Annotated in this window: 12 protein-coding genes; 8 read left to right on the forward strand and 4 right to left on the reverse strand. The window is 35.2% G+C overall.

Features of this window, described 5'->3' with window-relative positions:
* Nucleotides 1-105 precede the first annotated feature (105 nt).
* The 4 genes from AC0L5Q_RS17280 to parC all read left to right on the forward strand — a co-directional run bounded on the left by AC0L5Q_RS17280 (nt 106) and on the right by parC (nt 6,526).
* Nucleotides 106-450 carry a metalloregulator ArsR/SmtB family transcription factor gene (locus tag AC0L5Q_RS17280; protein ID WP_473612092.1) on the forward strand — a complete coding sequence of 115 codons (345 nt, stop codon included), beginning with the start codon at nt 106-108 and terminating at the stop codon, nt 448-450.
* Between the two features lie 452 nt (nt 451-902).
* Nucleotides 903-2,858, forward strand: coding sequence for a diguanylate cyclase domain-containing protein (locus AC0L5Q_RS17285; RefSeq protein WP_473612096.1), 1,956 nt, complete (start codon nt 903-905; stop codon nt 2,856-2,858).
* Nucleotides 2,849-4,036 carry a GGDEF domain-containing protein gene (locus tag AC0L5Q_RS17290; RefSeq protein ID WP_473612099.1) on the forward strand — a complete coding sequence of 396 codons (1,188 nt, stop codon included), beginning with the start codon at nt 2,849-2,851 and terminating at the stop codon, nt 4,034-4,036. Before AC0L5Q_RS17285 ends, AC0L5Q_RS17290 begins: the two co-directional genes overlap by 10 nt.
* Before the next feature lie 186 nt (nt 4,037-4,222).
* Nucleotides 4,223-6,526, forward strand: coding sequence for a DNA topoisomerase IV subunit A (gene parC / locus AC0L5Q_RS17295; protein WP_473612104.1), 2,304 nt, complete (start codon nt 4,223-4,225; stop codon nt 6,524-6,526).
* Between the two features lie 24 nt (nt 6,527-6,550).
* Here parC and AC0L5Q_RS17300 read toward each other — a convergent pair whose 3' ends face one another.
* Together AC0L5Q_RS17300 and AC0L5Q_RS17305 are read right to left on the reverse strand one after the other, a co-directional pair.
* A complete protein-coding gene (locus AC0L5Q_RS17300; RefSeq protein WP_473612107.1) occupies nt 6,551-7,114 on the reverse strand; it encodes a DUF6942 family protein in 564 nt (187 codons plus the stop codon).
* Nucleotides 7,115-7,195: 81 nt separating this feature from the next.
* Nucleotides 7,196-7,366, reverse strand: a complete 171-nt coding sequence (locus tag AC0L5Q_RS17305; protein ID WP_076419589.1) for a DUF3545 family protein — start codon at nt 7,364-7,366, stop codon at nt 7,196-7,198.
* Nucleotides 7,367-7,635: 269 nt separating this feature from the next.
* Here AC0L5Q_RS17305 and yaaA point away from each other — a divergent pair, with 269 nt between their 5' ends.
* A complete protein-coding gene (yaaA, locus tag AC0L5Q_RS17310) occupies nt 7,636-8,412 on the forward strand; it encodes a peroxide stress protein YaaA (protein ID WP_473612112.1) in 777 nt (258 codons plus the stop codon).
* Nucleotides 8,413-8,490: 78 nt separating this feature from the next.
* On the opposite strand, the gene srmB is transcribed toward yaaA, so the two are convergent.
* Together srmB and fldB are read right to left on the reverse strand one after the other, a co-directional pair.
* Nucleotides 8,491-9,735, reverse strand: a complete 1,245-nt coding sequence (srmB, locus tag AC0L5Q_RS17315; RefSeq protein ID WP_473612116.1) for an ATP-dependent RNA helicase SrmB — start codon at nt 9,733-9,735, stop codon at nt 8,491-8,493.
* A gap of 59 nt (nt 9,736-9,794) precedes the next feature.
* On the reverse strand, nt 9,795-10,322 hold the full coding sequence (gene fldB / locus AC0L5Q_RS17320) for a flavodoxin FldB (protein ID WP_473612120.1): 528 nt from the start codon (nt 10,320-10,322) through the stop codon (nt 9,795-9,797).
* A gap of 232 nt (nt 10,323-10,554) precedes the next feature.
* Here fldB and dsbC point away from each other — a divergent pair, with 232 nt between their 5' ends.
* From dsbC to prfB, 3 genes are all read left to right on the forward strand, one after another.
* Nucleotides 10,555-11,328, forward strand: coding sequence for a bifunctional protein-disulfide isomerase/oxidoreductase DsbC (gene dsbC, locus AC0L5Q_RS17325; protein ID WP_473612123.1), 774 nt, complete (start codon nt 10,555-10,557; stop codon nt 11,326-11,328).
* 106 nt (nt 11,329-11,434) lie between these two features.
* Complete coding sequence (gene recJ, locus AC0L5Q_RS17330; RefSeq protein ID WP_473612127.1) at nt 11,435-13,171, forward strand: single-stranded-DNA-specific exonuclease RecJ; 1,737 nt, start codon at nt 11,435-11,437, stop codon at nt 13,169-13,171.
* A 101-nt stretch (nt 13,172-13,272) separates the two neighbouring features.
* A protein-coding gene (gene prfB / locus AC0L5Q_RS17335; RefSeq protein WP_473612131.1) for a peptide chain release factor 2 occupies nt 13,273-14,371 on the forward strand; the annotation gives its coding sequence in 2 pieces (ribosomal slippage) (nt 13,273-13,347 and nt 13,349-14,371; 1,098 coding nt in all).
* Nucleotide 14,372: the final 1 nt, after the last annotated feature.

Genomic DNA, 14,372 nt, shown 5'->3' on the forward strand with positions numbered 1-14,372 from the left:
GAGGTCCAATTACATTAGTTTTCGAAAGAAGTACTTTTATCATCTTGTAAATTATTTTATAAAACCTTAACATATATGAAATATCATATATGTTAAGGTTGTTTTATGGATCCTGTTTTATTTTTTAAAAACCTAGCGGAAGAAACAAGATTAAAAATTTTGTTATTAACTTTAGCTGAAACAGAACTTTGCGTGTGTGAGTTAGTGCAAGCAATGGAATTATCTCAGCCTAAAATATCTAGGCATTTGGCACAGTTACGAAAGCATGGTTTGTTAACGGATAGAAAAGAAGGCAAATGGGTTTTTTATTCAATTGGTTCTGATATTCCTCAATGGCAAAAAGAGTCGTTAGCGGTATGTGCCGTAAATAATGAAGACTACATTAAATCAATAAAAGAAAAGTTAAATCATTGGGGTGACAGACCTAATAGACAGCAGCAATGTTGTTAACTGTCTCCATCATTGGTGTTAATGGTCGCTAAAAGCGATAAGTCGCTAACAACATAGCGAATAAAAGCTCTTATGAGTATAACCCTATTTAAGCAACTTCCACGGTAACTAAACAATTACCTTTAATGACAGGGCCTTTACCTTAACTGATTGTGCTTTGCGCATGCTTGTTGTGCTGCACTTTTATACCCTTAGGTATTCACCTTTAAACATTGCGATGTTGTTTTAATGGATGTAGGTTTTTATTAAATGGCTAATGCTATGGGGCGCTTATTAGATAAGGTATTATCGGGTGTTTTTTTTCAGTTTTACGGATTAACTTATTGCTTGTTAATATCTGCTTTTCTAGCCTTGTTGTCGGGAATTTTTATAAAAAAAGTGCAGATATAGCTTAATAAAATATTGAGTCATTAAATAAGCACTTTCTGCCGCTTGCAATTAGTTTTATACTAATGAACTTCATTAATTTACTGATAGATAAATATTTGTTTCAACTTTTTGTACAAAAAATAATTCAGCAAACACAAAAAACATGCTTAGCAAGTATGCTTTTTGTGTTTTTTATGTTCTCTTTTTATGCTTATTCAGAAGAACAAGAGCCTTTAAAATTTTCTGAAATAATTGAACAAATAGAATCTTTACAAAAGAAAGATTTATTAACTGCCATTAAACTCGCCTCGTTTTACGATAAAAACTTAAATCAATTTAGTCTTGAAGAACGTATTCATTTTAAAAGATTACAGGCTGAACTTTATAATGATAAAACAGCGTTTGATCTCGCAAAAGTTGTAGCAGAAGAGGGCTTAGAGCTAACCCAAAAACTATCGCATCCTTCCATTAACATGGCGAGGTTACTTAACTTAAGAGGTTATGCTATTGAAAGTGAGGGGCATTATGAATTGGCATTACAGGACTATATCGCGGCGTTAGAAATAGCTGAATCATTAGATGATCGAAAAGCGGTAATAGAAACGTTAACAAATTTAGGTGCAGTTTATTATATTACTGAGAAATTTGAACGCTCTATTATCGTGTTAAACGATGCGTTATTCCAAGCAAAAGCGTTAAACGATGATAAAATGTTAGGCTTAGTTTATTTGGAATTAGGCTCGCTTTACAGTTATCTAAAACAAGATGATAAAGTACAAGAGTTTAATAAAAAGGCACATTTTCATCTCACCAAAGCTAACGAACCTCATAAAGCTTTAATGAGTTTACAAAATATTGCTGTAACTCATGCAGCTAACGAAGAATATTTACTCGCCATAGAACTTTATAAAGAAATTATTGGCAAAGCCAAAAAGGCAGGTAATTTTTCTGCTTTATCGAATACCTACTCGGAAATGGCCGAAGCCTATTTAAAGAAAGATCCGAGTGATCCGCATACGGCATATCATTACATTATTATTGCTGAAAAATATGCGAAATCAGTCAAAGAAGCGAACTATGAAACGTTATTACTAGTGAATAAAGCGGATATTTTAAATCATTTAGAACGATATCAAGAAGCGCTCGTTACTATAGATAAAGCTGAAAATCTTGTGCCTGATCAAGCTGAAAACATTCAAACCTATTCCATTTTAGAGCTTTTACGTATTAAGTCCGAACTGTATTACGCACAAGGTTTATACGAAAAGGCGTACCAAACACAAAATGCTCGACATGAAAATACGAGAAAAATAAACTCACGTAATAATCTTCAGGCGCTTGAAGGTATTCGTATTCAATATGAAAGTAAGCAAGATGAACTTCAGGCTAAGGTCCTGAAAGAGAAACAAGTGGCTCAATCGTTAGCTTTACAAGAAACCAGTAAATCATATCGTAATAAAACATTTTATATTTTTATCGGTGTTATTACTGTGTTGGCACTGGCTTGGTTTTACGTGATTAATTTAAATAATCAGAAGAAATTATTAAATAGCCGAGAAACAGATCATTTAACTGACTTACCTAATAGACAAACATTATTGGCATTAGGATCTGCCCAGTTTAACCAAGTGACTAAAAATAAAAATGATTATAGTGTCTTAATCATTAAGGTTGATAACTTTACTAATATTAACCAAGTGAAAGGGTACGAGACAGGTAACAGTATATTGATTGAAATATCATTAATTATTACCAATATCATTGGAGAGAATACTCAGTGTGGTCGATATTCAAGTAATGAATTTATTGTGCTTTTACCTAATGTTAATGCTCAAATAGCTGAAGATATTGCGCACAAAATTCATAGTTATATTTATAGAAAATCTTGGGAAAAATACGGATTAAAAGTTATTTCGGTCAGTATAGGTATGAGCAATAACAATTCTCATTTATTCCGTTCATATGAATCATTAGTTAAACATGCAAGCGTTTTAAAGCAAAAATCCGTTGTTTCAGGAGGGAACATGGTATGCGTTTAATTAATATTATATTGCTATTTATTCTTACTTTTATTTATTCAACAAGTAGCTTTGCCTATGATGAAATTAAACCATCGTATGTGCCAATTGTTTCTATTACTGAAGACATTAACCGCTTGCTTTTTCAAAGCGAATCTAAACAATTGAATGCTGAACTTGCGTTAAAAGAAAGAGGTATCGACTTTGAGAAATTAAACCCAGCAGAGCAATATTTATACTTTCTGATTTTAGCTAATAGTGCTCTAGGTCTTAATCAGCACCATAAGGTTATAGCTTATTTATTACAGGCTAAAGCTTTAGAAGAAACAATCAATCAAGATCAATTAAGTCAGTTATCTTTTCTTAACTTATACAAAAAGTTAGCACAAAGTTATGCGGAAATAGGGCAGTTCAAAAAAGCTTACGACGCTAACCATACTTATATTACTAAGTATGATGCTTACATGAAGAGTGAAAGAGACAAGTATATTTTTGAGTTAGAAGATAAATACGAAACAAAAAGAAAAAAAGATATTAATACCTTACTCAATAATCAAACTGAGTTAAAAGCACTAGAAATTGATGAATCATTACATAATGAAATTCTTCAACGGCGTAATATTTATATTGTTAGTTTTTTGGTTGTTATATTTTTACTTTTGTTACTGCGTTTGCTTTCAATGAATAAGCGTATACATGAATTATCTAAAGAGGATATGTTAACAGGCGCTAGAAATCGAAAAACATTATTTCGTTATGGTAAAAGTGCCATTAAACGTTGCATCGAAAATAAGGTGAGCTTGTGTTTGTTAGCCATAAATATTAATGATTTTAAAGGCCTAAATGAAATTCATGGTGATTACATTGGAGATGAAATTTTAAAAAGATTTGTGTTGCTAGGCACTGAGTCTATGAGAACACGCGATATATTTGCACGTTTAGAAGATGCGACTTTTATTGTTGTATTACCTGAAGCTGCAGAAGGGGAAGCTAAAGCCATTGCTCAACATTTGAAAGAAAAAGTAGCCACTTTAAATTTTGATTATGTCGGTATACATCAACAACTCGATATTAGTGTGAGTATTGTGGAGTTGAGTGAATCGTTAAATAATTTTGAATTACTCTTAAATACAGCAATGAACGTTTTGTATGAAATGAGAGATGGTGAAGGCAAACAAATCAAAATTTATCAACAATAGTCTTATTATCTTAATAAAATAGTGGTTAATTCACTAAAAATTCAATCAAGTATTTTCCCTCTGCCAATAATCAGATAAGCTATCAGGTAGATGTTTATATCTATTTTTTTATTCGCAAAAACAATCATTCAAGTTAACTATTAACTCGCATTAGTGAGCTTTAGAAACTTTTTAGGAAACTTATTCATGTCCGATATGCTCGATTATAGTCTTGACGGTGTAGAACAAAAACCACTAAGAGAATTTACCGAAGAAGCTTATTTAAACTATTCAATGTACGTGATTATGGACCGTGCATTACCGCATATCGGAGATGGATTAAAACCAGTACAAAGGCGTATTATTTATGCCATGTCTGAGTTAGGTTTATCGGCACTTGCTAAATATAAAAAATCAGCACGTACCGTGGGTGATGTTTTAGGTAAATTTCATCCTCATGGTGATTCAGCCTGTTACGAAGCCATGGTATTAATGGCTCAGCCCTTTTCTTATCGCTACCCGCTTGTAGACGGGCAAGGTAACTGGGGCGCGCCAGATGATCCTAAATCCTTTGCGGCCATGCGTTATACCGAAGCGCGTTTATCAAAATTTAGTGAAGTTTTATTAAGTGAATTAGGGCAAGGCACCGTTGAGTGGACACCAAACTTTGACGGTACAATGAAAGAGCCTAAAACATTACCCGCACGATTACCTCACATTATGCTTAATGGTATTACAGGTATCGCCGTTGGTATGGCAACGGATATTCCGCCTCATAACGTAAGAGAAATCGCTTCAGCGTGTATTCATTTAATTGATAGTCCTAAAGCTGAAACTATTGATTTACTTGAATATGTGCAAGGGCCTGATTATCCAACAGATGCAGAAATAATTACCCCTAAAGCAGATATTGCCAAAATTTATGAAACAGGTCGCGGTAGCATAAAAATGCGCGCGGTTTACGATATTGAACATGGCGAAATTGTTATCACGTCTCTTCCTCATCAAGCTTCAGGTGGTAAAATACTTGAGCAAATAGCCAACCAAATGCAAGCTAAAAAATTGCCAATGGTGGTTGATTTACGTGACGAAGCTGACCACGAAACTCCTATACGACTAGTGATTGTTCCACGCTCAAACCGAGTAGATGTAGAGCAGTTGATGCAACATTTATTTGCAACAACAGACTTAGAAAAAAACTACCGCGTTAACCTAAATATGATTGGATTAGATAATAGTCCTGCCGTTAAAAATTTAGGCACCATATTAAAAGAGTGGATTGAATATCGTCGTGAAACCATCAGGCGAAAATTACAGTTTAGGTTAGACAAAGTATTAGCTCGTTTGCATATTTTAGATGGTTTACTTGTTGCCTATTTAAACATTGATGAAGTGATTGAGATCATTCGTACTTTTGATGATCCTAAAGCTGAATTAATGTCGCGTTTTGACTTGTCAGAGCGACAAGCTGAAGCCATTCTTGAAATTAAATTACGTCAGTTAGCTAAGCTTGAAGAAATTAAAATAAGAGCAGAGCAAGACGAGCTGAATATTGAACGCGAGTATTTAGAAAAAACCTTAAATTCTAAAGCGCGAATGAATACGTTAATGAAAAAAGAAATTCTTGAAGCAGCAGAAAAGTACGGTGACGAGCGTCGTTCTGTTCTTGTTGAGCGTGAAGAATCTAAAGCATTAACTGAAAAAGATTTAGTACCAAGTGAACCTGTCACGGTTGTTGTGTCTGAAAAAGGTTGGGCTCGATGCGGTAAAGGTCATGATATTGATCCGTTAACCCTTAGTTATAAATCGGGAGACGAATACCTTTGTTCAGCCAAAGGTCGAAGTAATCGCCCTGTAGTATTTATTGACTCATCAGGCAGAGCTTATGCCACAGAAGCACATAGCTTACCCACAGCAAGAAGCCAAGGTGAACCACTGACAGGACGCTTTAACTTATCTACTGGTGATACCTTTGAACATACCTTAATGGCAGATGATGACTGTAAATATTTATTAAGTAGTGATGCGGGTTATGGTTTTGTTGGTTCGTTTGACGATATGGTTAGCCGAAATAAAAATGGTAAAGCGCTATTAAGCCTACCAGCCTCAGCTAAAGTCATGCTACCTAAAGTCATCAATAATATTGATACAGCGCTTGTGGTTGCAATAACCAGCGAAGGACGAATGCTTATTTTCCCTGTTAAAGACCTACCGGTATTAAGTAAAGGTAAGGGGAATAAAGTGATAAACATTCCTTCTGCCCGTGCTAAAGCAAGAGAAGAATATTTAACTATTTTAGATATCATATCACCTACAAGTTCAATTACATTACATGCAGGAAAGCGTAAATTAACCCTTAAACCTAGCGATGTGGAACATTATAGAGGTGAACGTGGTCGTCGCGGCAGCAAGCTTCCTAGAGGCTTACAACGAGTAGATCGTATCGAGATAGAAAACCCTGTTATTGAAGCTGAACCGTTAGAAACACAAACGCCAGACGTGAGTGAATAAATTTGAAGTAAATAAGTTAGAGGCTTATTCTAAATTAGCCTCTAACTGTTTAATAAGCTGAACCAATTGCGTTATTTTGATATTTGATAATTGCCTGTAATCGAAATACGGGCAGATAATGATATTTTTAGTCGCGTTAATCGCAAAGCTTTCAGACAACCAATAACAGTGTTTGTCTATTCCTAATTTATTTGCGTAAGTTTTCCCCATTATTATTGTGATCATTTTACTTTCAGTAGAATGCACATCTTCAAGCTTAATCTCTTCAAAAGTAACACCTGAAAACAATAAACACGCATTACTTTGTTTTTGTAATAAAGACTCATCTCTTAAGTTCTGCCAAGTTACAAATTTTTCAGGATGATATTCAAATAACAATTTAGCAAAAACATTGAAAATTTTACGCCAATGGTTTCCTGTTAATTGTCCTATTTGTTGAATATCTCCATTTTGCATAGGGTTAACTAAGGTTAAATTTTGGTATTGGGGTAACGGGGGAATATTTTCAATATAAACACGTAAATTGGCATTAATGTTTCCTAAACCAATAATAGGTTCTGATGCGTTTTTAGTTTGTGGGAGAGACATGATAAACCTTAAATTATCGGCAATAAAAAACTCGGCAGAACCGAGTTTTAGTTAGACTATATTATTTATTTTATTTAGGAGTTAATAATCGTCAAACATATATTCTAATGAATCGTCGAACGCTTTGAGTTCTTTTTCTAGCTGGTGTTGATCTTTTAATAATTCTATTTCACGCCATTTTCTTTTTTTATTGCTTTTATTGGACTTAGCTTGTGTATCTAACGAGCCCAATGTTTCTTGAAATGTGTTCATGGAATGCTCCTTTGTAATTACAACAGCCCCTTTTAAATACCATAAGCTATGTGTAAGTTAAATATTTTTATTTTGATTTTTATTTAACTATTTGAATTATCATTAGATTTTGTTTTGAATATTTAACAAAAGTTTACAGTTGAATCCAATCTCATTAGGTAAAAAATGTATTCAGATAAATTTTGTTAAAGTTAATAAAAATAACTGATTAGCTATGTTATAGTGACGCATATAAATTATTTTAAACGCTTTAAAACCAAGGTCTTAACATGTTAATTGTTGTTTCTCCTGCAAAAAAATTAGATTTTGAAACGCCATCACCTACGAGTAAATTTACTCAGTCAAATTTATTAGAGCATAGTCAAGAGCTTATCAATCGTTGTGTAAAATTAACGCCTGCTGATTTGTCTTCTTTAATGGGGATTAGCGATCAGCTTGCAGGTTTGAATGCTGCCCGTTTTGGTGAATGGGCATTACCTTTTACAACCGATAATGCGAAGCAAGCGGTATTAGCTTTTAGTGGTGATGTTTATACCGGACTACAAGCTTATGACTTCGATGAACAGTCGTTTGATTTCGCACAACAGCATTTAAGAATATTGTCGGGTTTGTATGGTTTGTTAAAACCTTTAGATTTAGTGCAAGCTTACCGATTAGAAATGGGGACTAAATTAGATAATGATAGAGGCGCTAACTTGTATCAGTTTTGGGGCGATATTATTACGGATAATCTCAATACAGCTCTTGCAGAACAAGGTGACGATATACTCATTAACTTAGCGTCTAACGAATACTTTAAGTCGGTTAAGAAAAAGTCATTAAAGGCGACGATCATTACTCCTGCATTTAAAGATTGGAAAAATGGTCAATATAAAATGATCAGCTTTTATGCGAAAAAGGCGAGAGGTTTAATGGCTAATTACATTATTGAAAACAAAATTAGCAATATAAATGACCTGAAGAATTTTGATAGTGCGGGTTATGCTTATAGTGAAGACTTATCTAAAGGTAATGACTGGGTATTTACTCGTAAAGAAATGGATTAGTTAATACCAAGTTGATTGAAACAAAAAAGCACCATAATTTATGGTGCTTTTTTGTGTATACCATTTGACTGGTTTAGCTTATTTCGACTTTTTAGCTGATCTTTTAGCAACTTTTTTTGCTTTAGCTTTTTTCTGAGCTGTAGTTCTTTTTACTTTTGGTTTTTTAATCGCGACGCGGGCTTCTTTATGTTTTGGGCGTAACTCGTCAATGACACGACGTTGCAGTCTTTCATCAGCGTATCGTTCAATTTTACCTATAACTGCCATATCATGAGCTTCAACTAAAGATATTGCGGTACCTTTGTTACCTGCTCGGCCTGTGCGTCCAATTCTATGAATATAAATATCGGCTTTTCTTGGCATATCAAAATTAATAACATGAGTAATATCATCAATATCTAAACCACGAGCTGCTACATCTGTGGCGATTAAAATATTAACTTTGCCAGAACGTAAGCGATCAACTGAACTGTTGCGTTTATCTTGAGGCATTTTACCTTCAAGCCATGCGCAAGGAAGTTCGTCAGCATATAATTTACCTGATAGGTACTGAACCGTTTCACGTTTATTCGCAAATACTACAGCGCGTTTAACATCTTCTTGTTTAAGAATGTTTTCTAAAAGCTGATATTTGTGTTGAGCATTATCAGCAAGATGGATCCATTGATGAATTTTAGCTTTTTCTTTACGAGAAGGGTTTGATTCTAAAAATACAGGTTCGGTTAATACCTCTTTCGCACAACGAATAACACCCGCACCTTCTAATGTTGCAGAAAATAGCATGGTTTGTTTACGCCAGCGAGCCTCTGCAATAATGCGATTAATAACATCAGAAAACCCCATATCTAGCATACGATCAGCTTCATCAAGAATTAATATTTCAATGTCTCGGGCATCAAATTGCTCACTTTCAATATATTCCATTAACCGACCAGGGGTCGCAACTAATATATCCAGATTTGTGGTAAGTAATTCTTTATGGCTACCATAGTTAACACCACCGGTAATTACACCTGATTTAATATGAGTCAAAGCGGTTAATAATTCGCATTGCTCATGGATCTGTAAAGCAAGTTCACGGGTAGGAGACAAAATTAATACACGAGGAAATCCCGGGTTTTTTCTAGGGTAGTCAAGTAAATGTTGTGCAGCAGGAAGTAAAAATGCGGCTGTTTTACCAGTACCTGTTGGTGCTGAGGCTAAAATGTCTTTGCCTTTCATTGCCTCTGGTATAACAAGCTCTTGAATTGATGTTGGTTTTTTAAAACCTGCATTTTTAATACCGCCTAGAAGTTCAGAATCTAGGTCAAACTGCTCAAACATAGTTACTCTTAAATATTGAATTTATATGGCGGCATTATAATGCTAAATGCCCTTAGATCCTAAATACTATTGAATATTTCTTGTAATTCTTTTTCTAGGTTTTGGCACCATTGAGTGATTCTTTCATCAGATAAGTCATATTGATTATCTTCATCTAAAGACAAACCAACAAACTGGCTTTTGTCTTCGGTGAGGGCTTTTGACTGAGCAAAGTCGTAACCTTGATTTGGCCAGTAACCAATTACGTATGCGCCAACGGCTTGAACTTGTTCATGTAACATACCTAAAGCATCTTGAAACCATTCGGTATACCCTATTTGGTCACCCATTCCATATAAGGCCACAATTTTGTTTTCTAAATTAAGGTCGGCTATATCATCCCATTTTGCTTCCCAGTCTTCTTGTAATTCACCGTAATCCCAAGTAGAAATACCTAAAATAATAATATCAAAGTTAGCGATCTCAGCTAGAGAGGTATCTTTAATATTGTATAATTCAACGGAATAATGATTTAATGTAGATTGAATTTTTTCTGCTGCAATTTCTGTGTAGCAAGTGGTAGAGCCGTAAAATAAGCCAATTTTCATTGATAAGCCTTAGTGTCACTTAATCTTGATGATGTTATCGTTAAATTTTTGTGGGTAGTTTATCAGATATAAAACAAAGTTCGCTATGAGTAAGGTTTCTTTTAAGTAATTGCATTATAATTTTTATTCGTGTGTAATTCGTGCAATTTAATATGTTAGAGAACGGTCTAATAAAAAGCGGATGGTATAAGTCCACTCGATATTAACTGGTTCTTCTTTTTGGGTATGATAAATGAAAATGTTTAAGTCTGTTGTAATGTTAGTTTCCGCACTGTGTGTGAGTAGTTCTGTAATGGCATTAAGTGCTGATAGTCAAAGTGTTGCAACGAATGCTAAAGCATCGTTTGACGCTAAAGCCATTACTAATAAGTTGTCTAATACTTTAGGTTTAGAGGCGTCACAAATCAATGCTTCTCCTATGCCAGGTATTGCTGAAGTGATTACTAAACAAGGTATTTTCTATATAAGCCATGACGGTAATTATATTTTACAAGGTAAGCTGTTTGGTATAGGTGGTGAGGTTACAGACCTTACAGAATTAAGCTTAGCTAAAGTAAGGCTTGAAGGTATTAAACAGTTTGATAATGCCATGATCACCTTCCCCGCTAAAGATGAGAAACATGTTGTTACTGTTTTTACCGATATAACTTGTGGGTATTGTCGTAAGTTGCATGAACAAATTGGTGACTATAATGATCTCGGCATCACGGTTAGATATTTAGCCTATCCTCGTTCAGGTATTAGAGATCAAATGGGTAATTATTCACAAGGTTTTAAAGATTTACGTTCAATTTGGTGTAACGAAAAACCAAATGAAGCGTTAACTAAAGCGAAAAGTGGTTCTCAAGTAGCACAACGTATTTGTGAAAAACCGATTGAAGAAGAATTTAACTTTGGTCGTCAAATTGGTGTAAGTGGTACTCCTGCTATTGTGTTTGAAAACGGTATGATGATGCCAGGCTATCAACCACCTGAGCGTTTAGCTCAAATTTTAAATAGTTTATAAAAGCTACACGTTTTTTATAACTGTTATTTACAATTAAAGAGCTACTCAATAGAGTGGCTCTTTATCGTTATAGCTATACCTATTATCATTTTACAGGCAACACGTGATGCAAAAAAAAATTCTACGTAGGCCAATTCATCCGATAGATAATTTACCTCAATCTCTTCACCCTATTATCAAGCAAATTTATGCTAGCCGAGGAATAGAAGGGGACAACGAATTATTACTTAATGTTGCTCAACTTGCTCCTGTAGATTCTTTAAAAGATGTCACACTAGCGGCTCAAATATTACATCGAGCCTTTGTTGATAATTTAAGTATTTGTATTATTGGTGACTTTGATGCCGATGGTGCAACAAGTACTGCTCTAATGACCGAAGCGTTTAATATGTTAGGTTATGGTAATCATCAATTTATTGTGCCTAATCGATTTGAATTTGGTTATGGTTTAACGCCTGAGATTGTTGATATGGCAGCTGCGCAGGGGGCACAACTCTTAGTTACAGTTGATAACGGCATAAGTTGCCTAGCTGGCGTTAAACGAGCTAAAGCGCTCGGGCTACAAGTCGTTATAACCGATCATCATCTACCTGGAAAAGAATTACCTAATGCTGACGCTATTGTTAATCCTAATCAACCAGCCTGTACGTTTGTCAGTAAATCGATTGCTGGTGTAGGTGTCGCTTTTTATTTAATGCTAGCGCTACGTAAACATTTACGAGAGCAACACTGGTTTGAAACAAAGCAAATTAAAGAACCGAATATTGCACAATTACTCGACTTAGTGGCTTTAGGTACGGTGGCTGATGTAGTGACTTTAGATAACAATAACCGTATTTTAGTGTCTCAAGGTTTAAAACGAATTAGAGCAGGGCAAACCCGACCAGGTATTCAAGCGTTGTTAGAAATTGCAGGTAAAAATCAGCAACGTATTGTTGCAAGTGATTTTGGTTTTGCTTTAGGGCCACGAATAAATGCCGCTGGGCGTTTAGACGATATGTCGTTTGGTATTAATTGCCTATTAGCTAAAAATTTAATGACCGCACGTACAATGGCTGCTGAATTAGACGAACTCAATAAAGCCCGACGTTCAATTGAGCAAGGCATGCAGTTTGAAGCTGAAAAAATAATGGCAGTTTTAAATTACGAAGAAGGTAATTTACCTAACGCTATATCGCTTTTTCAAAAAGACTGGCATCAAGGTGTTATTGGTATAGTTGCAGGGCGCTTGAAAGAAAAATACCACCGCCCCAGTATTGTATTTGCCGCGGCAGATATTGATAACCCACAAAGTGAAATAAAAGGTTCTGCTCGCTCTATTCCCGGTTTACATATCAGAGACTTACTTGAGCATATCGATTCGCAACATCCTCAATTAATTAAAAAGTTTGGCGGGCATGCTATGGCGGCAGGCCTTTCAATTGATGCTAACGATTTTGAAACATTTCAAGGCTTGTTTAATCAATATGCAGGTCAGTGGATTGCTGAAGAAAACTTACAAGGCACCTTGTTGTCTGACGGTGAATTGAATTTACCCGAGCTGACATTAGAGTTTGCTGAATTGCTAAGAGAGTCAGGCCCGTGGGGGCAAAATTTTTCTGAACCTGTGTTTGATGACAACTTTTTAATTATTCAACAACGCATTGTGGGTGAAAAACACCTAAAAGTAGTTTTACAAAAAGATAATAAAGTGTTTGATGGTATTGCCTTTAACGTAGATATAACGCAATGGCCCAACCAAAAAGTCAATCAAGTGCATGTGGCTTATAAGTTAGATGTTAATGAATTTAGAGGCAAACAAAGCGTGCAATTTCTTATTGAAGAAATACAAGTTGTTTCTTAAATTACGTGTAAATTGTAACGTTTATTTACCCTTTAATTTACGTTACAATGCGCGACTATTTTCTTTCTTTAAATCAACTTTTTAAAAGTGCTAAATAACTCATGTTAGAAGTAAACCCTGTATTAAATAAAATCAAAGAAATGCGCGAACGTACGGAACTGTTACGGAGGTATCTTTGACTACGATCTGAAGTCAGAAAGATTAGTTGAAGTTACACGAGAGTTAGAGTCTCCAGATGTTTGGAATGATGCTGAACGAGCACAGGCATTAGGTAAAGAAAGAGCATCTCTGGAAATGGTCGTTGAAACTATTAACGATCTAGATGCAGGTTGTGAAGACATAGAAGGTTTAGTTGAGCTTGCCGTTGAAGAAAATGATGAAGATACCTTCAACGATGCACAAACCGAAACCAATGAGTTAGACAAAAAATTAGCAAAATTAGAATTTCGTCGTATGTTTTCTGGCGATAATGACGAGAACGGCTGTTACCTTGATATTCAATCAGGCTCAGGTGGTACAGAAGCTCAAGATTGGGCTGAAATGCTTATGAGAATGTATCTTCGCTGGGGCGAAGCAAAAGGCTTTAAAACTGAACTTATTGAAGTTACTGATGGTGATGTTGCCGGTATTAAAGGTTGTACTATTAAGTATTCAGGTGAATATGCTTTTGGTTGGTTAAGAACCGAAACTGGCGTACATCGTTTAGTGCGTAAATCGCCTTTTGACTCAAGTGGGCGACGTCATACATCGTTTGCGTCTGCATTTATCTATCCTGAAATAGACGACAATATTGATATAGAGATAAACCCTGCTGATTTACGTATCGACACTTTCCGTGCTTCAGGTGCTGGTGGGCAACACGTAAATAAAACTGATTCAGCCATTCGTATAACGCATGAGCCAACAGGTGCAGTAGTGGCTTGTCAGGCAGATCGTTCACAGCATAAAAACCGCGCAACAGCGATGAAGCTTTTAAAAGCTAAGCTCTACGAGATGGAAATTCAAAAGCAGAACGAAGATAAACAAGTATTAGAAGACGGTAAGTCTGATATAGGATGGGGCAGTCAAATTCGCTCTTATGTATTAGATGATAGTCGTATTAAAGATTTAAGAACTGGCGTTGAAAACCGTAATACACAAGCGGTATTAGACGGTGATTTAGACCGGTTTTTAGAAGCCAGTTTAAAATCAGGCTTATAAA

It is taken from the genome of Pseudocolwellia sp. G5-9 (assembly GCF_055808995.1).

Bases quoted from the DNA above. Each gene is read 5' to 3' on its own strand.
- parC (WP_473612104.1), top strand. From the start codon at position 4,223: ATGTCCGATATGCTCGATTATAGTCTTGACGGTGTAGAACAAAAACCA.
- AC0L5Q_RS17290 (WP_473612099.1), top strand. From the start codon at position 2,849: ATGCGTTTAATTAATATTATATTGCTATTTATTCTTACTTTTATTTAT.
- dsbC (WP_473612123.1), top strand. From the start codon at position 10,555: ATGAAAATGTTTAAGTCTGTTGTAATGTTAGTTTCCGCACTGTGTGTG.
- fldB (WP_473612120.1), bottom strand. From the start codon at position 10,322: ATGAAAATTGGCTTATTTTACGGCTCTACCACTTGCTACACAGAAATT.
- AC0L5Q_RS17285 (WP_473612096.1), top strand. From the start codon at position 903: ATGAACTTCATTAATTTACTGATAGATAAATATTTGTTTCAACTTTTT.
- AC0L5Q_RS17300 (WP_473612107.1), bottom strand. From the start codon at position 7,114: ATGTCTCTCCCACAAACTAAAAACGCATCAGAACCTATTATTGGTTTA.
- recJ (WP_473612127.1), top strand. From the start codon at position 11,435: ATGCAAAAAAAAATTCTACGTAGGCCAATTCATCCGATAGATAATTTA.
- AC0L5Q_RS17305 (WP_076419589.1), bottom strand. From the start codon at position 7,366: ATGAACACATTTCAAGAAACATTGGGCTCGTTAGATACACAAGCTAAG.
- srmB (WP_473612116.1), bottom strand. From the start codon at position 9,735: ATGTTTGAGCAGTTTGACCTAGATTCTGAACTTCTAGGCGGTATTAAA.
- AC0L5Q_RS17280 (WP_473612092.1), top strand. From the start codon at position 106: ATGGATCCTGTTTTATTTTTTAAAAACCTAGCGGAAGAAACAAGATTA.
- yaaA (WP_473612112.1), top strand. From the start codon at position 7,636: ATGTTAATTGTTGTTTCTCCTGCAAAAAAATTAGATTTTGAAACGCCA.